This window comes from Enterobacter sp. 237C8 (assembly GCF_034106865.1).
Taxonomy (GTDB): Bacteria; Pseudomonadota; Gammaproteobacteria; order Enterobacterales; family Enterobacteriaceae; genus Enterobacter; species Enterobacter asburiae_B.
In genome coordinates, this window is sequence record NZ_JAWNDF010000001.1 from 1,128,047 (window position 1) to 1,153,501 (window position 25,455).

Sequence of the window (25,455 nt, forward strand, 5' to 3'; positions counted from 1 at the left end):
GTGTTGTTGTGTTGTGTTTTTTTATTTTAAAGGTGACGGTGTCACGCCCTGTGGGATCGGACACACGTACGGTTTTTCTTGTATTTGTTGTTCGAACTCTTCACGGCATTTTTTCAGCAGCGCCGCGTCCTGCAGCAGATTGAGTGCGGTCGCCCCCATCACTTTTCCGGCCAGCAGCATGCCTTTGTGGGCAATGGAGGTACGGCCCTGCGCCACCAGTTGCCAGGTGTGCAGCGGCGTGCCGACGGTAAAGCAGGGGCTGAAGCACTGGGCGACCGGCATTTTCCAGCTGACGTCGCCCACGTCGGTTGAACCCGCCAGCACGTTGTCGGTGATGGCATAGGGCGCGACTTCATCCACCAGCAGCGTCTCCTGATGGCGCCGGGCAAAGGCTTTACCCGCGTCACCGCCCGTCGCGGCAATATTTTTCAGGCTGTTTTGCAGATCGTTGGGCGTCAGGGTGGCGCGGATCTCGCGGGCGAAGGCGCGTTCTTCCTCCGTCCAGAGCGGCGTGCCGTAGTGCTGCAACGCGCGATACATCGCCGCTTCAAGCGTGCGGTTCGGCAGGTAGCTGGAGCAGGCTTTATCAAAGCGGCACTCGACGGTGGTTTCGGTCATCATCGCCGCGCCCTGGGCGATTTTTTCGATGCGTTCGTAGATCTGCTGCGCATCGGCCATCTCCGGGGCGCGGATCAGGTACAGCACCTCCGCCTGCGCCTGCACCACGTTGGGCGAAATCCCGCCGGTGTCGGTGATGGCGTAATGGACGCGCGCTTTCTCAATGATGTGTTCGTTGAGGAAGTTGGTGCCGGTGGTCATCAGCGTCACGGCGTCAAGCGCGCTGCGTCCCAGATGGGGGGAGTTGGCCGCGTGTGCCGCCACGCCGTGAAAACGCCAGGCGGCCTGAATATTCGCCAGCGTGCTGACGTTAAACATCCCGGCGAAGGCTTCCGGATGCCAGGTGACGGCGGCATCGACGTCATCAAACAGGCCTTCGCGCACCATAAAGGTTTTCCCGGAGCCACCTTCCTCGCCGGGACAGCCATAAAAACGCACCGTTCCGCTGCCGCCGTGCTGCTCCAGCCAGCTTTTCACCGCCACCGCGCCCGCAAGCGCCGCGGTGCCTAAGAGGTTATGCCCGCAGCCGTGGCCGTTGGCTCCCGGCGTGGCGGATTGCGCCGTCGCGCAGTGCGCCTGCTGGCTTAGCCCGGCCAGCGCGTCGTATTCGCCCAGCAGGGCGATGACCGGTTTCCCGCTGCCGAAGCTGGCGATAAAGGCATTTGGAATACCGCCGGCCTCGCGCGTCAGCGTGAAGCCCTCGGCCTCAAGCTCGCTGGCCAGCCGCTCGGCGGACCAGAACTCTTCAAAGCGGGTTTCAGGACGATCCCAGATCGCGTCGGCAATATCGGTTAACGTCCGACATCGCGTGTCGATCGCATCGGCAATAAAAGCGTAGTTCTCCTGCATTACACACCTCGCGTCCACGGGAAATTGAGCGCAGTTCGCGCCAGCGTTTCAATGGCAATCGCCATGACCTGCTCATCGAAGTCGAATTTTTCGTTGTGATGTCCGGCGCTCAAATCCGTGCCGAACACCATATAGGACGCCATGCCGCCGTTCTCCTGCACGCGGGCCATCATCAGCGTGGCGTCTTCGGAACCCGCTGGCGCTTTCACCTTGTCGATGGCGTGAATAACCCCGGAAACCTGGCTCGCCTGTTCGCGCAGGTAATCAACCCACGCCGGTGTCGGCGCGCTGGACGTCGCGGCACCCATCAGGCGCATCTCAGCGCGCACGCCGTAGAGCGCCGCTGCGCCGGTAATGACCGCCTGCGCGCGCTCAAAGACGTACTGATTAATCGCTTCGCTTTCACCGCGGGTTTCAACCTTTATCAGAGCATTCGCGGGCACCACGTTGCGTCCGCTGCCCGCCTGCATCACCCCGACGTTCACCCGGGAGGCGCCGTCGCTGTGCGGGGCGATGCTGTGCAGGGCGAGGGCGGCCTGCGCGGCGGCGAGCAGGGCGTTACGTCCGTCCTCCGGCTTACCGCCCGCGTGTGCGGCAACGCCGGTAAAGTTCACGTCGAACTTGGTGGTGGCCATAAAGTTATCGCTGCCGCAAATCACCGTTCCGGCAGGGACGCCGGTACCAATATGGATGGCCGTAAAATAGTCCACGTCGTCCAGCGCCCCGGCGGCAACCATGGCGCGCGCCCCGCGGGTGCCTTCTTCGGCTGGCTGGAAGATCAGCTTGATGGTGCCGTTGAGCTGTGCGTCATTCTGCTTAAGCACCTGCGCCAGCCCTAGACCAATAGCGGTGTGGCCGTCGTGCGCGCAGGCGTGCATCATGCCCGCGTTGCAGGAGGCAAACCCGTCGCGGAACGGGCGATGGCTTTCATCCAGCGCTTCGCTTAAGTCAAGGGCATCCATGTCGACGCGAAACGCCAGGGTCGGTCCAGGGCGGCCGGTATTGAGGGTCGCCACAATGCCGGTAAACCCGCCTTCAAACGGCGCCAGCCATTTCTCAGGCGCGCCCTGCGCCCGCGCGCGGGCAAACTCTTGCGCCAGGGTAGCGGCATCGGGCAGCCCCATCCGGCTTTCGGCATCGACGACGTCGCGGCCCATCGCCAGTTCGTAGCCCAGCGAGTCGAGGATTTCCGCGACTTTCGCGGCCGTTCGAAACTCTACCCAGCCGGATTCCGCGAAATGGTGAAAATCGCGACGCCATGCGCTCAGCTGCGGGGATAGTGTCTGGATGTACTGCGCCAGTGTGTCCATATCTGTTCCTGTCATCATTAAAATATGTGAACTGCTTCACGCTGTGATAGATTTTACTTATCACTAACCGATTTTTCACAGTTTTAACCGTTCAGGAATTACCCTCGCACATCCCTTTCCATTAAAGTAGATGACAGTTTCTTTACTCTGATAAACAACGGTTATCGGTCGGGCTATGACATTCCAGATTAAATTTCATCAAATCCGGGCGTTTGTTGAGGTTGCGCGTCAGGGCAGTATTCGCGGTGCCAGCAGGACGCTGAATCTTTCCCAGCCGGCGCTGACCAAATCCATCAAAGAGCTGGAGGAGGGCATGGCGGCGCAGCTTTTCGTGCGCAGGAGTAAGGGCGTCGCGTTGACCGAATGCGGTGAGGGTTTTTACCAGCGCGCCAGGTTGATTCTGGAAGAGCTGCGCGCGGCGCAGGATGACATCCGTCAGCGGCAGGGTGAGCTGGCCGGGCAGATCAACATCGGGATGGGGGCCAGCGTTTCACGCACGCTGATGCCCGCCGTTATCACCCGCTTTCATGCGCAGCATCCGCAGGTCAAGGTGCGGATTATGGAAGGGCAGCTGGTATCGATGATCAATGAATTACGCCAGGGCGAGCTGGACTTCACCATCAACACCTATTATCAGGGACCTTACGACCAGGAATTTACGTTTGAAAAGCTCTTCGAAAAACCGTTTGCGGTATTTTGTCGGGAGGGGCATCCGGCAATGGGGGCAACGTCAATTAATGAGCTCCTGCATTATAACTGGACAATGCCGACGCCGCGGGGAAGTTATTATAAGCAATTAGAGGAGGTATTTAGTCATCGTTCGCAAATACCGCGAATTGGTGTGGTTTGCGAAACATTTTCTTCCTGTATTAGCCTGGTCGCGCAAAGTGATTTTTTAAGCATATTGCCGCAGGAGCTAGGCTGTGACCCGCTGCTGGCACACCGTCTGGTCATGCTGCCGGTTGTCGAATCGCTTCCTAAAGCAACCTATTATTTAATTCAGCGCCGTGATTCACGTCAGACGCCCCTTGCTGAGTCATTAATTACGCAGTTCAGAAGGGAAGCGAGAAAAATAATCGTCGCGTGAAATGCAGATTAAAAAAAAACAGGATCTGCCCGACATCAGACAGACCCTATAGTACACACAGCAGTGCGTCCTTTCGCCAATCCTGGGTATTATTTCCATGAGGCAGGTATATTTAGGTATAACACCTTTTCTGAAAAATGAAAGGCGGGCGAGTGATTGATTTCACGAAATTTTAACATAAATCACGTATTTTACCTTTGCTGAAATTTTAGTTAAGTCTGATTTAAATCTATTTAATAATTACTATATATATTCATCAGGTTAATATTATTGCCGCGCATTGCCCCGTAACGGTGATTGAGGCCGGTCCCTGGCGCAGGTATAGTACAGTCCTCAGATGCAGCCGGAGGATGTCCATGAACCCTGACGACAAATCATTTTTTCTTGACGCCATGGAAGATGTCCAGCCCCTGAAGCGCTGCGCGGATATTCACTGGCAGCCCAGCCGCAATACGCGGACGCGCGAGGAGGTGGATAGCGAACAGCTGGATAACTTCCTGACGCTGGATTTTCTTGACATGCTTCCCCTGGAAGAACCGCTGGCGTTCCAGCGCGAAGGGGTACAGCAGGGCGTTATCGATAAGCTGCGCTCGGGGAAATATGCCCGCCAGGCCAGCTTAAACCTCCTGCGCCAGCCCGCCGAACGCTGCCGTCAGATGCTCTATTCTTTTATTCGCCAGGCCGGACGCGACGGGTTACGCAATCTGATCATCATTCACGGGAAAGGGCGCGAGCAGAACTCGCATCCCAACGTGGTGCGCAGCTATCTGGCGCGCTGGTTAACCGAGTTCGAGGAAGTGCAGGCCTTCTGCGCGGCGCTGCCGCATCACGGCGGCAGCGGGGCATGTTATGTTTCACTGCGAAAATCGGATGAGGCAAAACGGGAAAACTGGGAGCGGCACGCCAAGCGCAGCCGCTAGCGGGCGATCTCCTCGCCCGCCGGTGACTCAGAACGTTTCCCAGTTGCTGTCGGTGGAGGCGGTTGTCGTTGCCGGGCGCAGCAGCTGTGGCGTTTTCAGACTGGCCGGGCGCGGGGCGACCGCTTTTTCTTTGCCGTTCAGGCGAAACGCGGCTACCGCCTGGCGCAGCTGCTCGGACTGATCTTCCAGTGCCGCAGCCGCCGTGGCGGACTCCTGTACCAGCGCGGCGTTTTGCTGCGTCACGCTGTCCATCTGCGAAACGGCCAGACTCACCTGCTCAATACCGCGGCTCTGCTCGTCAGAGGCTGATGAAATCTCACCCATGATATCAGTCACGCGGGTGACGGCGGCGACAATTTCCTTCATGGTGGTGCCAGCCTCGCTAACCTGCTCAGAACCGGTATTCACCCGGCTGACGGAGTTCTCGATAAGCCCTTTGATCTCTTTCGCCGCCTGCGCGCTGCGGCTCGCCAGCGTACGGACTTCACCTGCAACAACCGCAAAACCACGGCCCTGTTCCCCGGCGCGTGCCGCTTCCACCGCGGCGTTAAGCGCCAGAATGTTGGTCTGGAACGCGATGCTGTCGATCACGCCGGTAATATGCGCAATTTGCTGCGAACTGTCGGCGATTTCGTTCATGGTGCGAACCACGTTATCCACGACGTGACCGCCGCGCGCGGCCGTTTCAGAGGCGTTTTTCGCCAGCAGCGTGGCCTGACGGGCGTTATCGGAGTTCTGCTTAACCGTCGCGGTCAGCTCTTCCATGCTGGCGGCGGTCTCTTCGAGCGAGGCGGCCTGCTGCTCGGTGCGGGCGGAAAGATCGTTGCTCCCTGCGGCAATTTCGCCTGCGCCGGTGTAGATGGAATCCGTACTTCCCCGTACGGCGCTGACGGTGGTCACCAGCGACTGCTGCATCTCATGCAGGCCCGCGGCCAGCTGACCCATCTCATTGCGACCGGAGATAGCGATCTCCTGCGTCAGGTCACCCCCTGCAATGGCGCGAATATGGTTCATAATGGAGTGGAGGGGTTTTAACAGCAGGTGTTGTAAACCCTGCCAGATGACCACCAGAACCGCGATAACGGCCAGCAGAATAGCCGCCAGCGTCCACTGCATCTGCGTGAAGCTGCTCTGGTTCTCTTCGGTTGCGGCCTTCAGCAGGGTGTTGTTTTCGGCACGCCAGCGGTTATAGACCGCCTCCATCTCGTCCTGCGCCTGCTGGGCGTCCAGATCGCCATAGGCCTGGTAGTTGTCGGCACGCAGATACTCAATCGATAGGCGCATCACTTCGTGCATCTGGTTCCAGGACTTCTGCATCTCGTCGGTTAATGCTGCCTCCTGGCCGTTAACCTGCGGCAGCTTCTGCCACTCTTTGTTATAGGTTTCGGCTTTTGCCAGCGAGTCGGCTGCGGTGCCAAGCAGTTTATTGATCGCCGCAAGGGAAGCCGGATCGCGCTGGTTTTTCAGGTAGCGGATCGCCACGCGGGTGACGGTGACGCGTGTTTTCACCAGCGTGTTCACGCTGTCGCTCAGGCTTTCCTGCTGGGCATTGAGCACGCCGGAATTCTGGAAGTTATGGCGATCGTTGCTGACGGCAGAGTAGAACAACCCTCCCGTGACAACTTGCAACAGACAGAATATGGTGAGGGCAAAGATAATACCGGTAATCACGTGCAAATTTTTCAGCATAGCGGTCGTCCGTTAGAAAGGATGCAGAGGTACACCAATACTATCGTCGTATAGAATTTAAACTTTAATTTAACTCGCGCTTAACTAAGGGCTCCGGTGAGGAACCTGTTGTAAATCCGGATCATTTTTATGAGGAAGGTTAACATGAGCAGCATTGATAAAAGCGGGACGTACGCGCTCGGGACGCGGACGGTAAAACGACTGGGCTACGGTGCGATGCAGCTCGCCGGGCCGGGCGTCTTTGGTCCACCGAAGGATAAGCAGGCCGCGCTGGACGTGCTGCGCGAAGCGGTGGCGGCGGGGGTGAACCACATTGATACCAGTGATTTTTATGGTCCTCATGTCACTAACCAGCTGATCCGCGAGGCGCTTCACCCTTATCGGGACGATCTAACGCTCGTCACCAAGATTGGCGCCCGTCGCAACGACAAAGGTGCCTGGCTGCCGGCCTTTTCCGCGCAGGAACTGACCCAGGCGGTGCATGACAACCTGCGTAATCTGCAGCTGGACGTGCTGGACGTGGTGAATCTCAGAATCATGTTTAGCGCGCACGGGCCGGCGGAAGGGTCAATTGCTGAACCGCTCTCCACCCTGGCCGAATTACAGCAGCAGGGTCTGGTGCGTCATATTGGCCTGAGCAACGTCACGGCCACCCAGGTTGCGGAAGCCCAGAAAATGGTTCCGGTGGTGTGCGTGCAGAACATGTACAACATTGTGAACCGGGGTGACGACGCGCTGGTGGATCTGCTGGCGCAGCAGAGGATCGCGTATGTACCGTTCTTCCCATTGGGAGGCTTTACGCCACTGCAATCTTCCGGGCTGAAGGCCGTCGCGGATTCACTGGGCGCCACGCCAATGCAGGTTGCGCTGGCATGGCTGCTGCAACGTTCCCCGAATATTCTGCTGATTCCTGGCACCTCTTCCGTGGCACATCTGCGGCAAAACCTCGCGGCGGGGGAGCTGCGTTTGCCGCCTGAAGCACTGGAAACGCTGAATTCGCTGAGGGATTAAAAGTGACACGCGCAAAGCCTGAAGGATGCTTCCGGCTTTGCGCGCTTAGGCTCCTGTCTGACTTTTCTGCCTGTGCAGCGCTAACGCTTCCGCCACAATCTCCTGCTTGCTCTTACGCGTCTCAAAGGCGGTGGTTCTGATGTACTCCATCAGATCGGGATCGATGCGGGCGCTCAACATCCTGAGATCGGCCTCCTTTGCCAGACCGCGTGCAACACGCTTGTCTGGATAGTCACGGGCTGGCATTGAAAATATTCTCCAGTAAGTCTTGTTAATTCGTTCGGTAAAATATGCTTTTATCTGACTTAAAAGTCACTGTGTAGTTATTGCATAGTGATGTTATTTTTTATAAGTCATAAACCAGATGACTTTTATATGACTTCTGCTGTCAGGCCTGTTAACGGCGGGCAACGTTGCTAAATTAAAACCGCTCAAACTTCAACGCGTTTGGGTTCGCCTTTGGAAATGACCTTGATCCTTGTTCATAATCCGTAATACTGTATTTATATACAGTATCTGGCGAGAAAGGCATTATGGACACTCTCTTTTCTTATCACCCAAAACAAGACATTGAATTACCTTTTTTTTTAGAACGCGTGGCCTGTGGTTTTCCCAGCCCGGCGCAGGATTATGTGGAGGATCGTCTCGATCTTAACCGGCTGGCAGTCAGACACCCCAGTGCGACCTATTTTATCAAGGTGAGCGGAGACTCCATGATTGGGGCGGGGATCGGCGATGGCGATCTGCTGGTGGTCGATCGTTCGTTAAATGCCGAACACGGTGATATCGTCGTGGCGTCGGTCGCCGGTGAGTTTACGGTGAAAGAGCTACAGACCCGTCCGGTTCTGAGACTTCTGCCGCATAATGCCCGCTATCAGCCGATTACCTTTCAGTCCGAAGAGGAGCTGCAGATCTTCGGCGTCGTCACCCACACGCTCAAAACGCATAAACATGTTCGCGCTGGTTGATGTGAATAGCTTTTACGCCTCCTGCGAGCGGGTATTCCGCCCCGATCTGCAGGGGAAACCCATCGTGGTGGTGTCCAATAACGACGGCTGCATTATTTCGCTGTCGCGGGAGGCAAAGCAGTTCGGCATAAAAATGGGTGAGCCGTATTTTAAATTCAAAGAAAAGCCATATCCGTCAAAAGTTTACGTCTTTAGCTCGAACTATGCGCTGTATGCCGATCTCAGCAGTCGGGTCATGCAGACGCTGACCGATCTCGCCCCGGCAATAGAGATTTACTCCATCGATGAAGCGTTCGTGAACGTTTCAGGGGTCAGCCACTGCCTGTCGCTGGAAGCGTTCGGTCACCAGATGCGCACAGAGGTCTTTAAAAATACGGGCCTAACCGTTGGCGTCGGTATTGCCCCGACCAAAACCCTTGCAAAGCTGGCCAACTATGCGGCGAAACGCTGGGCCAGCACGGGCGGCGTGGTCGATCTCTCAGGCCGCGAGCGGCAGCGTAAGCTGCTGGAAAAGGTTCCGGTAGAGGAGGTGTGGGGCGTAGGGCGGCGCATCACGAAAAAGCTCAACGCTATGGGCATTACCACGGCGCTGGAGCTGGCGGAAGCGTCGTCCTGGGTCATCCGCAAACATTTCAACGTGGTACTGGAGCGGACGGCCCGCGAGCTGCGCGGTGAGCCCTGTCTTGATCTGGAGGAGTTCACCCCCACCAAGCAGCAAATCATCTGTAGCCGTTCGTTTGGACACCGTATTACCCAATATGAAGAGATGCACCAGGCCATTTGCGCCTACGCGGAACGCGCTGCGGAAAAACTGCGCGGCGAGCATCAATACTGTTGTTTTATCAGCGTGTTTGTGCGCACCAGCCCGCACGCGGATAACGAAATTTATTACGGCAATCAGGCTTCCGTCACCCTGATGACGCCTACCAATGACTCACGGGATATCATCCGCGCCGCCACGGAGGCGCTGGGGCGTATATGGCTCGACGGCTATCGCTATATGAAAGCCGGGGTCATGCTTGCGGACTTTTTCAGCAGCGGCGTCGCCCAGCTTAACTTGTTTGACGATAATCGCCTGCGCGCCAACAGCGCGGCGCTGATGGAAACGATCGACAGCCTGAATCATTCCGGCAAAGGGAAGATATGGTTTGCCGGGCAGGGTATTGAGAAATCCTGGGCGATGAAGCGTGAGATGCTGTCACCGGCCTATACGACGCGGTACGCCGATTTGCCGGTGGCGAAGTAGAAGATGGTTGCGTTATTTCTTTTGCGTCAACCAGGTTGCCGCAGCCGTCAGCACGCCAATCCACGGCATTTGGCCCGCTCCGGCCAGGAAGTTATGGCGATCGATCTCGTTATTTTTACGGATATCGGCAAGGCGGGTAAGCGCCTCTTTTTCATCCGCGGCGCCAATCTCCTCAAACTGTTTTTCAAACCCCTGAGCGATGAGCTGAGCGGCCGCATCGGTGTTTGCGCTCTCGATCGCAATGAGGTTCGGGCCTTTTTGGAAAAAACGGTAATCCGGCATAAGTGCTCCAGAAAGAGGAGGATACGGTAAAAACACTCTATTCCTGGCGGTTAAAAAATGCACGTGATTTACGGCGGAAATAATCAATTTTTCTTTATTATTTCAGGCAGTAACTGCTCGATTACGCTGACGACCTTTCTGACGCGCTGCGGAATAAAGCGGGCGTCAGGGTAGACGGCATAGAGGAAGCGATCGGGTAACCGCCAGTCGGGCAGCACCGGTACCAGCGTGCCCGCCTGCAGCGCCCTGGCCACGAGCGGTCGCTGCATGCCGCCGATACCCATGCCGGATTCCAGCGCCTGCAGCAGCGCGTCGCTGGTGTTGGCTCGGAAAACGGTATTCACGTTGATCTCGACCGTTTCCTCGTCGGACATCAGGCGCAGGGGGGCATCCAGCGGAATACCGCTGAACCGTACGTGTGGCAGCGTCGCCAGCTCGCTGACGGCGTGTACCGCCTGAAAACCGGGAGCGGCGAACAGCGCGGCTTCAATACGCGCCAGCACGCGAGCCGCGTGCGCCTGCGGAGGCTCGCTGCTCAGCCGTATCGCGACATCCACGCCCTCCGTCACCAGATCGGCAAGGCGGTCATCCAGGGAAATCATCAGCTGCAGTTCGGGATGCAGGCGCTGTAGCGCCAGCAGATGCGGCAAAATGATCTGCCCCAGGCCGCTCGGCAACTGGACATGGACGCGTCCCTGAACGCGATGGTCGGCAGGATGTAAACGCCTCTCCGCTTCCCCCATGGCGTCCAGCACAAGCTGCATATCACGCCGGTAACGTTCACCCTGTTCGGTCAGCTTCATCGTACGCGTCGTACGGTGCAGCAGCACCACGCCAAGCTCATCCTCAAGCGCCGCGATCTGTTGACTGACGGCGGACTGCTTAATGCCGGTCTGACGGGCGGCCGCTGAAAACGAGCCCGCTTCAGCGACGCGTAGAAAGGTAGAAATGGCGGTGAGCTTATTATTCATTTAATGATTCTGCTTATAAGTGCCATCGGTTTCAGGGGATATCTCCAGAAAAAATAATAGATCACACTGCGTCTGTCACCCTTTGCGGAGAAACACCATGAATAAGATGCAGCAACATAACGTCGCCCTGGTCGCGGGTGCCAGCGGCATTGTCGGCAGACAGCTGGTCAACACGCTCCTGCACCATCAGTGGGAAGTGATTGGCCTCAGTCGCCGCGAGGTAACCCATCCGGACGGCATTCCCATGGTGAACGTCGATTTACTGGATGCGCAGGATACCGCAAGGGCGCTGCACGCCCTGAACGGTGTTACCCACATCTTTTACAGCGCCTGGGCGAACGCGGCGAACTGGACGGACATGGTTGAGCCGAACGTCACCATGCTGCGCAATCTGGTCAGCACCCTCGAAAAAACGGCACCTTTGCAGATGGTCAGCCTGATGCAGGGATACAAAGTCTATGGTGCGCATCTGGGGCCGTTTAAAACCCCGGCGCGGGAAAGCGATCCCGGCGTGCCGGGTGCCGAATTTAACGCCGCGCAGCTCGCGTGGCTCAGCCAGTTTCAGCGGGGGAAAGGCTGGCACTGGAATGCCATCAGGCCGGGCGTGGTGGGGAGCCCGGTACCGGGCAATCCCATGAACCTTGCGCTGAGCATCGCCCTGTACGCCTCCCTGTGCAGGGCGCAGGGTTTACCGCTGCGTTTTCCCGGTTCGGAACAGGCCTGGCACAGCATCGTTGACCATACCGACGCCGGGCTGCTGGCCGAGGCCACGGTGTGGGCCGCCGCGTCACCTGCGGCACAGAATCAGGCGTTCAACGTGAACAATGGCGATATCTGGCGCTGGAGCGAGCTGTGGCCGCGCATCGCACGCTGGTTTGAACTGGACTCTGCGCCGCCGGTGAGGCTGTCATTTCATCAGCTGTTTAACGACTATCGCGGCGTATGGCGCGAGCTTGCCGAAGAGCGGCTGGCGGAAGCGGATATTTTGCAGCTGAGCGACGGCCATTTTGCCGATTTTGTCTTTGGCTGGAATTACGACATGTTTGGTGACGGGAGCAAGCTGCGCAGGGCGGGCTTTACGCAAATGCAGGCGACCGATGAGATGTTTTTCAGCCTGTTCGCGCAGCTGAGAGCCGCGCGGATTATTCCCTGATGAGCCGGGCGTCCTGGGGCAAGCCAGGACGCTGGGCACTTACTCAACCGTTAACGCATTCACAACCTCAGCCACGCTTTTCACGCTGCGGATATTCCCAATCCCCGTGCCGAGCGCGATATAGCCTTCATCGGTATTATCTTCCAGCATGCCCAGGCGCAGGCCCCGTAATCCTCCCATCGCCTTGCCCAGCGCGTCGTTGCTTGCGCCTGCTTTATCCATCGCCGCCAGTTTTTCCGCCAGCTTGCCGGGAAGAGCGCGGTAGTAATGGGGCACGGTGCGGAAAAGCAGCAAATCGAGACCGTTGGCGGCAACGATTTTCTCTTTGACCCCCTGCGGCACGCGGCTTTCTTCCGTGCTGATAAAGACCGACCCGGCAAACACGCCTTCCGCACCCAATGCATGGGCCGCTCTGGCGGTGCGACTGTCGGTAATGCCGCCCGCGGCCATCACCGGGATGTGCTTCACGGCATCGGCAATCAGCGGCACGATGGAAAAGGTGCCAAGCACCGTAGCGGGTAACGTCCCGCCCTCATCAAAACCGGTGGCGACGATAATGTCGGCCCCCATTTCTTCTGCGAGGCGGGTGTTCTCAGGCGTTGGGTTGATATCGCGGTAGATAATGGCGATACCCGCCTCTTTTAACTCGCGGAACAGCGCGGGAATAATGCTGCCTTCCCCGTAGCCCGTATACACCACGGCCCTGACGCCTTCGTCTTTCACCACCTGAAGAATAGGCCCTGTCCATACGTCATTAACGGCCGTGGGGATCAGGTTCACGCCAAAGGGTTTCTCGGTCAGCCGTTTGGTCTTACGAATTTCTTCGCGCATTTTTTCGGCGGTTTCTTCCGGCGTGGAGACCGCGGTGTCGGCGGTTAAACCGGCATTGGGCCCCAGCACGCCGAGCCCTCCGGCATTGCTGACCGCTGCGACCAAGCGGGCATCGGTGAGCCAGGATAACGGCCCCTGAATAACAGGTTTTTCGATGCCCAGGATCTGGCAAATACGGTTATTTTTCATAGCAGACTCTCCCTCACGTTTGAATGGGGAAGAGTGTAGGGCGGAGTATTGTTAGGAAAAATAGCCAAAAAGATTCATCACTGTTATAAAAGTAATAACAATAATATTATTCTGCTCGCGGCAAAAGCATTCCTTATGCAAATAAACCTCTTTGAATCTATTCGAATTTTTATTGAAATTGTTGAGTCAGGCAGTCTTAGCCAGGCGGCGGAGAATCTGCAGATCCATCGTCCGGCAGTCACCAAAGCGTTACAGCTTCTGGAGCAGCACAGCGGCACCCGGCTACTGCAGCGCACAACGCGTCGGATTAGCCTGACCCCGGATGGGGAAGCCTTTTATCGCCGGAGTAAACCCCTGCTGGCGCAGGCGGACGAATTGCTGGAGTCGTTTGGTACGGACCGGGCAATACACGGCCAGCTGCGTGTGGATATGCCGGTCTCTTTTGCCACGCAGCGGGTGATACCTAATCTGCCTGATTTTTATCGTCAGCATCCTGAGATCGACATCATTCTGAGCAGCTCTGACCGCCGTCGGGATATGCTGCGGGATGGCCTGGACTGCGTGCTGCGCGTGGGAGAGCTGGAGGACGGCGAGTATATCGCGCGTAAAATCGGGAACATCAAAATCACGACCTGCGCCAGCCCGGCCTGGCTGGCAAAGCACGGTACGCCAGAAACGCCGGATGATTTACGCAAACATCAGGCCATCAACTGGATTAATAACCGCAGCAGACAAATTCATCCGTGGACGTTTACCACGCCAGAAGGCATCGCGGAAATTACCCTGCCCGGTAAGCTTGTCGTGGATAACTCCGAAGCCTACATCGCGGCAGGTCTGGCCGGACTGGGGTTAATGCAGGGGATGAATCTCTTTCTCCAGCCTTACATTGACCGCGGTCTTCTGGTTGAAGTCCTGCCGGACTATCGCTCGCCGGACCGCAAGCTGTCACTGCTCTATCCACACCGCCACCTCTCCCGCAAGGTGCGGGTCTTTACCGAGTGGCTGGAGAGTCTGGTGTGAAAGCGGCCAGCTCGTGACACAGCGCGCCAATCTGTTCTACGGCGTTCAGCAGGCGGGGCGTGGGTTCGTTTGCGCAGTTCAGCCGCAGAAAGTGCGTTAACTCTGCGGCAGGTGAAAACAGAGGGCCAGGGCTGACGCCAATACCCAGCGCCAGCGCGCGACGGTGCACCTCCAGCGCGTTGACCCGCTGAGGCAGTTCAACCCACAGCAGGAAACCGGCAGCGGGCACGTTAACGCGCGTACCGGGGGGAAAGCTCGCCTTGACCTGCGCCACGACGGCGCGAACGCCCTCTGCGATCCGGCGCTTCAGCCGCCGCAGATGGCGATCGTAGTCGCCGCTCGCCAGAACCTCGCTCGTCGCCGCTTCCAGCAGCGGGGCGCCAGCCCATTCTCCGGCCATGCGGGCCTGTAAGACCTGCGGGGAGTAGCGTCCGGCGGCGATCCAGCCGATTCGCCATCCGGGCGCAAGCGTTTTGGACAGGGAACTGCAGTAAATCACATTCCCGCTCTGGTCGAACGCCTTGCAGGCCGGAGGGCGTTGCCCCTCGCCGACCAGGTCACCGTAAACATCGTCCTCAATCAAAGGAATTTCAGCCTCTTCAAGCAGGGCAACCAGTTCCTGCTTGCGCGCGACGGGCATGCTGGCACCCAAAGGGTTTTGCACGGTGGGCGAGGCCAGAACGGCCGCGGGGCGGTGGCTGCGAATAGCGTCCGCCAGCGGTTCCAGCAGCAGGCCTTCCCCAGGGTCGGTGGGGATCGCTAAGGCCTTCAGGCCTAAATCCTCCAGCAGCAGGAGCGTGCCAAAGTAGGCTGGCTGCTCAATCGCCACGACGTCACCCGGCTGGCACACGGCCCGAAGGGCCAGGCGCAGCGCCTGCGTCGCGCCTGCGGTAATAATGAGATCGTCCGCGCCGAACCGGGCTCCCCACTGGGCAGAGCGCGCGGCAATCTTGCTTCGCAAATCCCGCCTTCCCGGAGGCAGGCTGTAGCTCTGTCCATGCGCGTCCAGACGACGGCCCGCAGAGTGCAACGCCCGCTGCAGGGCATCTCCCGGCAGCCACGCGGGATCGGGCAGGGCGGCGCCCAGCGGGATCAGCCGGGCTTCTGCACTGCTGAACAGCGACCGGGCCACGGCGGACATTGTGACGGGGACCGGGTCCGGCGTGGAACGCGCGGGCTCCGCGCGCGCAGGCTGGCTGGTCTGACGGATGTAATAGCCTGAACGCGGGCGCGCAACGATCAGCCCTTCAGCCTCCAGGCAGCGAAGGGCCTCCAGCGCCGTCGGAAGGCTAACGCGCTCGCGTTCGGCCAGTTTGCGCGCGGAGATCATCCTGTCACCGGCGCGCAGCGCGCCGGACGTAATGGTAAGACGCAGCATATCCGCAATACGGCGATAGTGAGGAGAGGACTGGGACGGGGCAGACATGGGTAACTGTTCAGGCTAATTTTCGATAAAACTGACTATACAGCCATTGATGCGCGCCATCTATAGTGTCCGGCATGTTCAGGACAAGGAGGCATTATGCACAGTGATAACTTCAACATTTCCACCTATTTCAACCGCATAAACTACACCGGACCGGCGGGTGCCAATACGGCCACCCTGCATGCGCTCATGCGCCATCAGCTCTTTTCCGTTCCCTTTGAAAATCTGGACGTTCAGGCGGGCAAAGTTGTCTCGCTGGCGCCAGACGATATTGCCGATAAGGTGTTAACGCAGGCGCGCGGCGGCTACTGCTATGAGGTAAACGGGCTTTTTGCCATGGCGCTGGAGGCGTTGGGAATTCCTTACCGCTTCGTGGCGGCGCGCCCGATGTTCTACCCCGCGCGGCGGCCGAAAACCCACATGGCGATCGTCGCTGAGGTAGATAGCCGACAGTGGCTTTGCGATCTCGGGTTCGGCAGCTACGGCATTCGTGCGCCGATGGCGCTGGACACGCTTGATGTGGATATCACGCAGGATTTCGACACGTTTCGGCTAAGCCGCAGCGCGGAGGGTGAGTATCTGCTTGAGGCGAAGGTTGAGGGAGAGTGGGCCTGGCAGTACGGCTTTGATCTCACCCCTCAGGAATGGATTGATTTCGTTCCGGCCAACTACCTTAACTCCACGCACCCGGATGCCATCTTTGTGCAGAAGCGGGTGGTGGTGCAGCACAGCCCGGAGGGACGCCAGATTTTGCTGGGCGATATGCTGAAAACCATCACGGCGAACGGCACAGAAACGCGGAAACTGGCGGAGGATGAAATCCGCCATGTCCTGAAGGACCGTTTTGCGCTGACCGCCGCGTAATCTATCGGGGAACGAGGGGGGCCTCAGCGCAGTCCGTCTTCTGCGGCTTTGCGCTGAGTTCCCCACTGTAACAGCAGGCTAAACGACGCGGGTAATACGGTCAGCGTCACCAGCGTCGCGACCAGCAGCCCGCCGATAATCGCATAGGCCATTGGCCCCCAGAAGACCTGATGAGAGATCGGGATCATGCCCAGAATGGCGGCGCAGGCGGTCAGGCAGATGGGTCTGGCCCGGTGCTCCGCGGCCGCCATAATTGCGGCATCGTTTGCCATCCCCTGAGCAAGATTGCTGTCAACCTCGCTAATCAGTATCACCGCGTTGCGCACGATCATTCCCGCCAGAGCGATGACGCCCAGCAGCGCGACAAACCCCATCGGCGTGCCGCCGGGCAGCATAGCCAGCACGATCCCCGGCAGGCCAAACGGGGCCATCAGGAGGGCCAGCAGCATCCGGGAATAACGCCGCAGCTGAAGCATCAGCAGCAACAGCATGAGGACCAGCGTTACCGGAAGAACGCTAAAGACGGAGCTGTTCCCCTTGTCCGATTCGGCAACCGCGCCGCCTTCTTCAATGCTGTAACCTGCGGGCAGGCTCGCGCGCAGCTTGTCGACCGCCGGACGCAGCGCCGCGGATACCGCTTCAGCCTTCAGCCCCGGGGCAAGGTCCGTTTGCACCGTGATGAAGGGCACGCGCTGCCGACGCCAGACGACCGGATCGTCCACGCCCCAGACCGGCGTCGCAACGGCGCTGAGCGGAATTTTTTTACCGTCATTCCCCTGAATCGTGAGCGAGGAGAGGGTGGCGGTGCTGTGACGCGCATCGTCCGTGGCCCGCAGCACCACGTCGACAAGGCGGTCATTATCCCTGATGGAGGTGACAACGCTGCCGGACCAGACGGTGTTCAGCGTGCGGGCGAGGCTTTCTGACGATATTCCCGCCGCTCTGGCCGCCGTCTGATTCACCTTAAGGGTGATGACCCTCTCCGGCTCTCCGGCCGTCTGGTTAACGTCGCGTGAGAACGGGGACTGTCCAATCGCGTCCGTGAGACGGTTCGCCAACGCCCGAACCTGCAGATAATCTGGCCCGCTCACCCGGTATTTGATGGGCCAGCCGACGGGCGGCCCCAGCTCAAGGGGCGACACGCGCGTGATGATGTCGCTAAACTGCGTCGCCAGGATCCTGTTGAGCCGGGCATGCAGACGATCCCGCGCCTCAAGATCCTTAGCCACCACGACCATCTGGGCGATGTTTTCATTTTCCAGCAGCACGTCCATCGGCAGGTAAAAACGGATGGCGCCCGACCCGACGTACGTCGAATAGCGATCGATGTTGCCGTTGCCTGCCAGCGCCTTTTCCAGCTTTTCTACCTCTCTTAACGTTTCCGGCTGCGACGCGTTGGCCGGAAGCGTCAGGCTGACCAGCAGCTCTGGCCGGTCCGAAGCGGGGAAAAACTCGCCCTGCATAAACGTTGTGCCGTACGCTGACAGCCCCAGCGCGGCAAGCGCAATCAGCACGGTAGCGAGCCGGTGGCGCAGTGCCAGGCGTAAAAGCCGTCCGTACCCGCGCGCGATCCTGCCGGGGCCTGCCGCGTGATGTCTGACTTTTTCCGGCAGCAGCCACGTGCCCGTCAGCGGCGAAAACAGGATCGCGACAGCCCAGGAGCAGAGCAGGGCAATGAGCACCACCGCAAACAGGGAAAAACAGTATTCACCGGCGCTGGAGGCCGCAAAACCAACGGGAATAAAGCCGGCAATCATCACCAGAGTACCGGTGAGCATCGGGAAGGCCGTCGTTTTGAACGCATGCGTGGCCGCGTGCCGACGGGAATCCCCCGCTTCCAGCCGGGAGACCATCGTTTCGACGGCGATCATGGCGTCATCCACCAGCAGGCCCAGGGCAATGATCAGCGCCCCGAGCGAGATACGCTGAAGGCCGATGCCGGCGAGCATCATGCCGGCAAACGTCATGGCGAGCACCAGCGGAATGGCCGTCGCCACCACCAGTCCGGCCCGTAACCCCAGCGAGACAAATGAAACCGCCAGCACGATAACAACGGCTTCGATAAGCACCCGGATAAACCCGCTTACCGCGTCACTGACCACCGCTGACTGATCGGCAACTTTCACCATCTCGATACCGTGCGGCAGCCCGGCGCTGAGGGCCGCCATTCTGGCATTCAGCGCAGCGCCGAAACGCAGCATGTTGCCCGTTGGCGCCATCGACACCGCCAGCCCGATAGCCGGTTTGCCGTTCACCCGGTAGGCCGGGGCCGGTGGCTCGGCGATTTCCCGGGTGACGGTGGCAATGTCGGTCAGCGGAATATAGCGATTGTTCACGTGCAGCGTGACGGCGCGTAAGCTCTCCTCGGTCGTGAGCGCTCCGCTGACCTTGATCGCCATGTTCTCTTTTTCGGTACGCATCGTGCCTGCCGGGACAACCGCATTTTGCGCCCGGAGGGCGTCGGCAACCTCCTGAATATCGAGCCCCATCCCGGCCAGGCGCGCCGGAGAAAAGGCGAGAACCCACTGCTCCTGCTGTTCGCCCAGCAGGGTGGTTTTGCCTATATCCGGCAGGGACATCAGCTCGCGCCGTATTGTCTCTGCGCGATCCCGCACCTCCCGCAGGGTAAAACCTTCGGGAATAAAGGCGTAAATTGTGCCGAACGTGTCGTCAAATTCGTCGTCCACGGCAGGGCCCTGCACCCCTTCGGGCAGGGACGGCGCGATGTCCTGCATTTTTTTGCGAACCTGATACCAGATATCCGGCACGCGTTGCGGGGGCGTATCGTCACGGAGGTTGACGTGGATAACGGTGCGTCCGGCCCGGGTTTCACTTTCGAGATAGTCCAGCCAGGGCGTTTCCTGCAGCTTTTTTTCAAGCGTATCGGTCAGCAGGCGGGTGGTATCCGCCACGGAGGCTCCCGGCCACTGCGCGGAGACGACGGCCGTTTTAATGGTAAAAGCCGGATCTTCATTACGCGGCAGCTTCTCATAGCAAAACACGCCCATCGCAATCACCAGCAGCATGAAAAAGCTGACCATCTGCTGGTTCTTCAGCGCCCAGGCGGAGAGGTTAAATTTGGCTTCCGGTACTGTGTTCATGGCTGAACCTCTCCGACAACCACCGGCTCGCCGGATCGTAATGTGCTCACGCCCGCCGTAATCACCCTGTCGCCCGGCTCAAGGCCGGAGGCAATCATGACGGAGGTGGCCGTATAGCTCGCGGGCACCACCGCGCGCAGCTGCGCCCGCGACTGCGGGGTAATCACAAAAACGGCCGGTTTGTCGCCGACGCGGGTCAGCGCCGAGGCGGGAAGGGTGTAGCCGCGCGGGGCAGACGATGGCAACGTGACGGTAACGCTGGCGCCCAGCGCCATGGCCGCCGGCGGGTTTTGCAGGATGGCCCTGACGCGCCAGGTGCGGGTCTGAGGATCGGCCTGCGGGGTGATATCCCGCAGCACGGCAGACGCCTGTACCGACGGGTCGCTGAGGAGTGAAACCCGCAACTCCGCCTTATCCAGAGGCGGGATCGCATCCGGAGTGGCAATATCAAACGCCACGTCGCGGGCTTCACCCGTTGCCAGCATCAGCACGGACTGACCGTCGCTGACAACCTGCCCCGCAGAAGCGTTCACGGCCGTGATGACGCCCGCCTGCGGCGCGATCAGGCGCGTCCAGCCGAGGCTTTCGCGGGCATTTCGCCACGCGGCCTCGCTGCTTTTTAAGCGCGCGCGGGCGACAAGCCAGTCCGCACGGGCGCTGTCGAGCTGCGTGCGGGCTATCGCGCCCGTTGGCATGAGCTTTTGCATTCGACTGACGTTAAGCGCGGCGACCTGCGCCGAGGCTTTAGCACCTTCATAGTCGGCCGCCGCGCTGTCGAGCTGGTTTTGCCCGGTCGTGTTGTCAAGCGTGGCCAGCAGCTGTCCGGCAGTGACCCGGTCGCCAATATCAACGCTGCGCGTCAGTATCCGGCCCCCGGTCCGAAAGCTCAGGGTCGTTTCATCGCGGGCACGGATCTCACCGGTTCTTTCCAGCGTGGGAAGGGTTTGGGCGGCCCCGACGACGACGTAGCGTACCGCTCGCGCAGGATCGGGCTTATTTTCATGTTTATCACCGCAGCCGGTCAGCGGAAAAATCGCCAGCGCAAGCAGGGCCAGGGGAAGAAAATGCAGCCAGGAAAGGGTGCGCGCCACGCCGTACAAATGATGCAGGCAGTGGCGGAGGGAGAGAAAAAATTCGTCTGACATAACGCCGCTCCATAAAGGGAATGGCGTTATTAAATGCGCGCTACGTCGAGAAAGATTCGATGTTCTGTCAAGGCTTTATCAAGAGTGAAGATTTTCATTACCGGACGGATGCCAGGGCAATAAAATGCGCACGGCGAGGCCGCCGGTTTCCGGTAATGACGCGCTAATCTCACCCCCATGCGCCTCGCAAATCGCCCGGGCGATGGATAAACCGAGGCCGCTGCCGCCGGAATGCCGCGCGCGGGACTGCTCCTCGCGGCTAAAGCGTTTAAACATTTCCGGTAAGAACTGGGGCGATACCCCCGGCCCGTCATCGGTAAATTCGAGGGTGTAGCGCCCGATGGCGTAATGCAGCGCCACCTCGAGGTGGCCGCCCTCGCGTCCGTAACGTAGCGCATTTTCCATGAGGATCGTAACGACCTGTCCAAGACGGAACGCATCGCCTCTGAAGGGGCTGGGGCGCGGGTTGCGAAGCGTTATCCGGAAATGATGCGCGTCAGCCTGGGGCATGATCCAGGCAGCCCGCTCCTGAATCAGCTCATCCAGACAAAACGGCTGGTCCTCCAGCACGAGGTTACCCGCGTCGGCGAGCGAGAGAAGGTGAAGCTCATCGGTGAGGCGGTTGAGGTGCTGGAGCTGTTTCATCACCATGCCGAGCTGCGCAGGGCTGGCGTCAAACACGCCGTCTAACATGCCCTGCAGACGCCCGATGGCGGCCGTCAGGGGCGAGCGCAGCTCGTGCGCCATCGCGACGTGCGAGGCGCGGAGCTCTTTTTCATAGCGGGCGAGCTGTCCCGTCATGGAGTTAAAGTCGGTCGCAAAGCTGACCATTTCAGCCGGCGCATCCTTAATAAGTTCCGCCTGGCGGCCAAACTCCCCGTCGGCGACATCCTTTGCCGCATCGCGAAGGCGGCTGAACTGCAGCGCCAGCGGCCGGGCGTGTTTGAGCCCCATCACCACGATAAACGGGATCATCACCAGCACCAGCAGGGCCACCGTGGCCCAGTCGGCTGAGGCGATAGACGGCGTGGAATAGCTCAGGCCCCACCAGGTGTCCACAATCGAGTGGAAGCGGGCCGGATTGGCCTGCGGGTTCTGGCTGAGCGTCAGAAACTCCTGCCGGACCGCCGCTGGCATTTTGCCCATTATCCAGTAGTTCTGAACCGCATAGCGCAGCCACATGCAGGTGGCAATGACGATCACGCTGCCGATAGCCAGCGCCAGGATGCGCGCGCAAATCCAGCGCCACAGAGAGGAGTGCTGATTTTTAATCATGGCTGTCTGAACCTGTAACCCACGCCGCGAACGTTGATCAGCACGCCGGAGATCCCCGCCGCTTCCAGTTTTTTACGCAGGTTATAAATATGGGTGTCCACCACGCGCTCCAGCGCCTCGCTTTCCGGCAAACAGTGCTCCAGTAAATACTGGCGGGAGAACGGGTGCGCCGGAGAACGCAGCAGCGTTGCCAGAAGCGAGAATTCCGTTGGCGTAAGATCGAGCATCACGGGCGCGTCGCCGCCGTTATCCACGCTCGCCACAATGGCGGCAACGTCCACCTCGAGCGTTTGCCAGCGAAGGATCGCTTCGTCCGTCTCTTTTTTACTGCTGCGCCGCAGCACCGCCTGCACCCGAGCCACCACTTCGCCCGGATGATAAGGCTTCACAACGTAATCATCCGCACCGTACCGCAGGGCACCAATGCGGTCCGGGGTATCCCCCATGGCCGTGACCATGATCACCGGCACATCGCTTTTACGACGCAGGCCAGCCAGCACCTCGGTGCCGTTAAGCCCCGGCAGCATCACGTCCAGCAGGATGAGGTCGGGCTTCCACCGCTGCGCCATATCCAGTCCGGAATGACCGTCTCCGGTAATGGTCACGTCGTAATTTTCCCGCCGTAAATAGGCCTCGAGCACGCCGGCCGCATCGGCGTCATCTTCAATAATCAGCACTCTTCTGGACAACATCCGTTCACCTTGACCATTTCTTAACACTATCCCGACGATTCATTGATTCAGCCAAATCATACTGCGCCAACATTGTGTGGCCGCCCCCGTATCAGGAGGCGCCAGCGTCCGTATGGAGAGCAGTATGATAGCGATAAAAAAAGTCCTGTATATGTCCGTCCCGCTTCTGATGGCCGTGAGTTCTGGCGCGCAGGCGGATGATGGCTCCGCGTCCGATTCCTTAACCGTCGGGCTGGGGGGACAGTATGCCCCACGTTACTCAGGCTCAGACAAGCAGGTGTGGCAGGTGGTTCCGGTGCTGCAGGGTCGTAAAGGCGCTTTCTTTATTGATGCGCAAAAAGGGGTGGGATATGACCTGCAAAACGACAGCGGCTGGTATTTCGAACACTCGCTGGGCTACGACTTCGGAAGGGCTGATAAAAATTCTGGCTGGCGTGAGGGCGCAAACAATCTGAAAGGGATGGGGGACATTGATGCCACCCTGAATACCGGCCTTGCCGTCGGCTGGCAGGCCGCGCCATGGCTGAGTATGGAAGGCAAAGCGACGCTGCCGTTAACGGACAGCCAGGGGGCAAGCTATCAGGCTTCCGTTACGCTGATCCCGGTACAAAATAATCAGGACACGGTCGCCTTTCAGTCTGCGGCCCTGTTTGGCGACAGCCGTTATCTGAATACCTGGTATGGGGTCAGCGAGCAGCAGAGCCGCCGCACCGGCTATCGCCGCTATGCTGCGCCGGGAGGATTCTATGGCGTCGACACCAGCCTGACCTGGAGCCATCAGTTCGATGCCCACTGGGGAACGGTTCTGAGCGCGGACTATACCTGGCTGGGCGACCATGCGAATAACAGCCCGATCGTGATGCGGCGCAATGAGGGGGCTGCAACCGCCGCTATCACCTGGACATTTTAACCAGGGAGAGGGTCAGTCAAAGAGTCCCTTAATAAGCATCCAGAAAAGTGAGAGCACGCAGAGGAGTTGTACCGTTCGCAATGACCACAGCTGAAAACGCCATTGATATCGCTCCCGGGCATCGGCTTCTGCAATCGGGCCAGCGGCATCAGCAGCTTTTTTCCCTGGGCGGCGCAGAAAATCATTGCACAGCCAGACCAGAAGTATGAGGCAAAGTATTCTCGTGAAAAGTAAACCGTAGGCGGTATAAAACATATCCCAGTAGCAGCGGAGGGTGTCCATGGCCTTTATCCTTTCCTGAGCCGCCCATACGGCAGGTATGGGCGGTAAACGATTATTTCTTCTTATCCATCATCGCTTTTAAATCGGCAAACGGGTTAAACGTGGCGACGCCCACGTCTTTTTGCGCGTCTTCCCCGGCAACCACGGTGGTGCCGTACTGATCCGCTTCGGTGTATTTCGAATGTTCGTGGTCGTGGCAAAACAGGCACAGCAGCTCCCAGTTGCTGCCATCCTCCGGGTTGTTGGTATGGTCGTGATCGATATGGTGCACCGTGAGTTCGCGCAGATTGGAATAGACAAACTCGCGCGAGCAGCGTCCGCAGACCCAGGGATAGATTTTTAATGCTTTTTCGCGATAGCCGCTTTCCAGCCGCGCGTAGTTTTTGGGGATCAAAGCCATTGCCGGTTTTACCTGCCATGAAAAGAGAGGGGAAGATTATATCGCATTATGGAGTGGAATGACGAACCCCGCTATTCAGTCAATTTATTTGATGCTTTCCGTTAAATAAACGGCATTTATTCTTACCGGGTAATGCGTAAAGTGTATAGAACGCAAAGCATTCTCAGGACACATGGTTATGAAAAAGATCGGGTTTTTATCCTTTGGTCACTGGACGCCTTCACCGCAGTCCGGCACGCGCTCGGCGGCAGACACGCTGCTGCAGTCCATTGATTTAGCCGTGGCGGCTGAAGAGCTGGGGGCAGACGGCGCCTATTTCCGCGTGCACCACTTTGCCCGACAGCTTAGCTCGCCATTCCCTCTGCTGGCGGCCATTGGCGCAAAAACGAAAACCATCGAAATCGGTACCGGCGTAATTGACATGCGCTATGAAAACCCGATGTACATGGCCGAAGACGCGGGCGCGGCGGATCTAATTTCCGGCGGTCGTTTGCAGCTTGGCATCAGCCGCGGCTCGCCGGAGCAGGTCATTGATGGCTGGCGCCATTTCGGCTATGTCCCGCAGGAAGGGGAAGACGAATCGGATATGGCGCGCCGTCATACCGAGGTGCTGCTTGAGGTGCTGCGCGGTGAAGGGTTTGCCAAACCCAATCCGCAGCCTATGTTCCCGAATCCGCCGGGGCTGCTGCGCCTGGAGCCGTATTCTGAAGGGCTGCGCGAGCGTATCTGGTGGGGCGCCGGTTCGAATGCGACGGCCGTATGGGCCGCAAAGCTGGGAATGAACCTGCAAAGTTCAACCCTGAAGGACGATGAAACCGGCGAGCCGTTCCATATTCAGCAGGCAAAACAGATCCGCGCGTACCGTCAGGCCTGGAAAGAGGCAGGGCATACGCGCCAGCCGCGGGTGTCGGTCAGCCGCAGCATTTTTGCGCTAATGGACGACCGCGACCGGATGTATTTCGGTGCCAGCCGCAACGACAGCGATAGCGTGGGCTACCTTGATGAGAAAACGCGCGCCATCTTCGGGCGCAGCTATGCGGCGGAGCCGGACAAGCTGATTGAACAGCTGAAAAAGGACGACGCGATTGCCGAAGCCGATACGTTATTACTGACCGTGCCGAACCAGCTCGGTGTGGATTACAATGCGCACGTGATTGAGTCTATTCTCAAACACGTCGCACCGGCAATGGGCTGGCGCGAGTAGTTGGCACGCAGG

The 25,455-nt window shown here is 58.9% G+C and carries 24 protein-coding genes; 10 read left to right on the forward strand and 14 right to left on the reverse strand.

Features of this window, described 5'->3' with window-relative positions; all coding sequences use genetic code 11:
* Positions 1-21: 21 nt before the first annotated feature.
* Together USF70_RS05600 and USF70_RS05605 are read right to left on the reverse strand one after the other, a co-directional pair.
* Entirely contained in the window at positions 22-1,467 is a 1,446-nt protein-coding gene (locus USF70_RS05600) for a M20 family metallopeptidase (protein WP_045888968.1), read from the reverse strand.
* Positions 1,467-2,777, reverse strand: a complete 1,311-nt coding sequence (locus USF70_RS05605) for a M20 family metallo-hydrolase (RefSeq protein ID WP_094935360.1) — start codon at positions 2,775-2,777, stop codon at positions 1,467-1,469. Before USF70_RS05605 ends, USF70_RS05600 begins: the two co-directional genes overlap by 1 nt.
* 175 nt (positions 2,778-2,952) lie before the next feature.
* Between USF70_RS05605 and USF70_RS05610 the strand changes: the two genes are divergently transcribed.
* Together USF70_RS05610 and smrA are read left to right on the forward strand one after the other, a co-directional pair.
* A complete protein-coding gene (locus USF70_RS05610; RefSeq protein WP_069302720.1) occupies positions 2,953-3,864 on the forward strand; it encodes a LysR family transcriptional regulator in 912 nt (303 codons plus the stop codon).
* 356 nt (positions 3,865-4,220) lie between these two features.
* Entirely contained in the window at positions 4,221-4,784 is a 564-nt protein-coding gene (gene smrA / locus USF70_RS05615) for a DNA endonuclease SmrA (protein WP_094935359.1), read from the forward strand.
* Between the two features lie 27 nt (positions 4,785-4,811).
* On the opposite strand, the gene tcp is transcribed toward smrA, so the two are convergent.
* Positions 4,812-6,473 carry a methyl-accepting chemotaxis citrate transducer gene (gene tcp / locus USF70_RS05620; RefSeq protein ID WP_069302722.1) on the reverse strand — a complete coding sequence of 554 codons (1,662 nt, stop codon included), beginning with the start codon at positions 6,471-6,473 and terminating at the stop codon, positions 4,812-4,814.
* 144 nt (positions 6,474-6,617) lie between these two features.
* Between tcp and USF70_RS05625 the strand changes: the two genes are divergently transcribed.
* Positions 6,618-7,484 (forward strand): aldo/keto reductase family oxidoreductase, encoded by an 867-nt coding sequence (locus USF70_RS05625; RefSeq protein WP_232938191.1) that lies wholly within the window; start codon positions 6,618-6,620, stop codon positions 7,482-7,484.
* 45 nt (positions 7,485-7,529) lie between these two features.
* On the opposite strand, the gene USF70_RS05630 is transcribed toward USF70_RS05625, so the two are convergent.
* A complete protein-coding gene (locus tag USF70_RS05630) occupies positions 7,530-7,730 on the reverse strand; it encodes a hypothetical protein (RefSeq protein ID WP_023311485.1) in 201 nt (66 codons plus the stop codon).
* Positions 7,731-8,017: 287 nt separating this feature from the next.
* Here USF70_RS05630 and umuD point away from each other — a divergent pair, with 287 nt between their 5' ends.
* Positions 8,018-8,452: a translesion error-prone DNA polymerase V autoproteolytic subunit gene (umuD, locus tag USF70_RS05635; RefSeq protein ID WP_232938190.1), complete on the forward strand. Its 435-nt coding sequence runs from the start codon at positions 8,018-8,020 to the stop codon at positions 8,450-8,452.
* On the forward strand, positions 8,436-9,698 hold the full coding sequence (umuC, locus tag USF70_RS05640; protein ID WP_232938189.1) for a translesion error-prone DNA polymerase V subunit UmuC: 1,263 nt from the start codon (positions 8,436-8,438) through the stop codon (positions 9,696-9,698). The genes umuD and umuC overlap by 17 nt, the downstream gene beginning before the upstream one ends.
* 12 nt (positions 9,699-9,710) lie before the next feature.
* On the opposite strand, the gene USF70_RS05645 is transcribed toward umuC, so the two are convergent.
* Positions 9,711-9,980, reverse strand: coding sequence for a hypothetical protein (locus USF70_RS05645; protein WP_033145359.1), 270 nt, complete (start codon positions 9,978-9,980; stop codon positions 9,711-9,713).
* Between the two features lie 83 nt (positions 9,981-10,063).
* Positions 10,064-10,951: a LysR family transcriptional regulator gene (locus tag USF70_RS05650; protein ID WP_320735363.1), complete on the reverse strand. Its 888-nt coding sequence runs from the start codon at positions 10,949-10,951 to the stop codon at positions 10,064-10,066.
* Between the two features lie 97 nt (positions 10,952-11,048).
* On the opposite strand from USF70_RS05650, the gene USF70_RS05655 reads away from it, so the two are divergent.
* Positions 11,049-12,104 carry an SDR family oxidoreductase gene (locus tag USF70_RS05655; RefSeq protein ID WP_320735364.1) on the forward strand — a complete coding sequence of 352 codons (1,056 nt, stop codon included), beginning with the start codon at positions 11,049-11,051 and terminating at the stop codon, positions 12,102-12,104.
* A 39-nt stretch (positions 12,105-12,143) separates the two neighbouring features.
* Here the strand turns inward: USF70_RS05655 and USF70_RS05660 are convergent, their stop codons facing one another.
* Positions 12,144-13,124 (reverse strand): NAD(P)H-dependent flavin oxidoreductase, encoded by a 981-nt coding sequence (locus tag USF70_RS05660; RefSeq protein WP_087822461.1) that lies wholly within the window; start codon positions 13,122-13,124, stop codon positions 12,144-12,146.
* A 135-nt stretch (positions 13,125-13,259) separates the two neighbouring features.
* Here USF70_RS05660 and USF70_RS05665 point away from each other — a divergent pair, with 135 nt between their 5' ends.
* Entirely contained in the window at positions 13,260-14,144 is an 885-nt protein-coding gene (locus USF70_RS05665) for a LysR family transcriptional regulator (RefSeq protein ID WP_320735365.1), read from the forward strand.
* On the opposite strand, the gene USF70_RS05670 is transcribed toward USF70_RS05665, so the two are convergent.
* Positions 14,116-15,570 carry a PLP-dependent aminotransferase family protein gene (locus USF70_RS05670; protein ID WP_320735366.1) on the reverse strand — a complete coding sequence of 485 codons (1,455 nt, stop codon included), beginning with the start codon at positions 15,568-15,570 and terminating at the stop codon, positions 14,116-14,118. The genes USF70_RS05665 and USF70_RS05670 overlap by 29 nt on opposite strands.
* A gap of 96 nt (positions 15,571-15,666) precedes the next feature.
* On the opposite strand from USF70_RS05670, the gene USF70_RS05675 reads away from it, so the two are divergent.
* A complete protein-coding gene (locus USF70_RS05675) occupies positions 15,667-16,434 on the forward strand; it encodes an arylamine N-acetyltransferase family protein (RefSeq protein ID WP_320735367.1) in 768 nt (255 codons plus the stop codon).
* Between the two features lie 23 nt (positions 16,435-16,457).
* On the opposite strand, the gene USF70_RS05680 is transcribed toward USF70_RS05675, so the two are convergent.
* From USF70_RS05680 to USF70_RS05695, 4 genes are all read right to left on the reverse strand, one after another.
* The gene (locus USF70_RS05680) at positions 16,458-19,535 is read right to left on the reverse strand and encodes an efflux RND transporter permease subunit (RefSeq protein WP_320735368.1); all 3,078 of its coding nucleotides are present in this window, start codon (positions 19,533-19,535) and stop codon (positions 16,458-16,460) included.
* Positions 19,532-20,680, reverse strand: a complete 1,149-nt coding sequence (locus USF70_RS05685; RefSeq protein WP_320735369.1) for an efflux RND transporter periplasmic adaptor subunit — start codon at positions 20,678-20,680, stop codon at positions 19,532-19,534. The genes USF70_RS05680 and USF70_RS05685 overlap by 4 nt, the downstream gene beginning before the upstream one ends.
* A gap of 78 nt (positions 20,681-20,758) precedes the next feature.
* Positions 20,759-21,955, reverse strand: coding sequence for a sensor histidine kinase (locus USF70_RS05690; protein WP_320735370.1), 1,197 nt, complete (start codon positions 21,953-21,955; stop codon positions 20,759-20,761).
* Complete coding sequence (locus USF70_RS05695) at positions 21,952-22,647, reverse strand: response regulator (protein ID WP_029739347.1); 696 nt, start codon at positions 22,645-22,647, stop codon at positions 21,952-21,954. Before USF70_RS05695 ends, USF70_RS05690 begins: the two co-directional genes overlap by 4 nt.
* Positions 22,648-22,771: 124 nt before the next feature.
* Between USF70_RS05695 and USF70_RS05700 the strand changes: the two genes are divergently transcribed.
* Complete coding sequence (locus USF70_RS05700; RefSeq protein WP_320735371.1) at positions 22,772-23,557, forward strand: MipA/OmpV family protein; 786 nt, start codon at positions 22,772-22,774, stop codon at positions 23,555-23,557.
* 12 nt (positions 23,558-23,569) lie between these two features.
* Here the strand turns inward: USF70_RS05700 and USF70_RS05705 are convergent, their stop codons facing one another.
* Positions 23,570-23,839: a hypothetical protein gene (locus USF70_RS05705; protein ID WP_320735372.1), complete on the reverse strand. Its 270-nt coding sequence runs from the start codon at positions 23,837-23,839 to the stop codon at positions 23,570-23,572.
* A 52-nt stretch (positions 23,840-23,891) separates the two neighbouring features.
* The gene (gene yajD, locus USF70_RS05710; protein ID WP_003857471.1) at positions 23,892-24,239 is read right to left on the reverse strand and encodes an HNH nuclease YajD; all 348 of its coding nucleotides are present in this window, start codon (positions 24,237-24,239) and stop codon (positions 23,892-23,894) included.
* 178 nt (positions 24,240-24,417) lie between these two features.
* On the opposite strand from yajD, the gene USF70_RS05715 reads away from it, so the two are divergent.
* A complete protein-coding gene (locus USF70_RS05715) occupies positions 24,418-25,443 on the forward strand; it encodes an LLM class flavin-dependent oxidoreductase (protein ID WP_032657621.1) in 1,026 nt (341 codons plus the stop codon).
* Positions 25,444-25,455 lie beyond the last annotated feature (12 nt).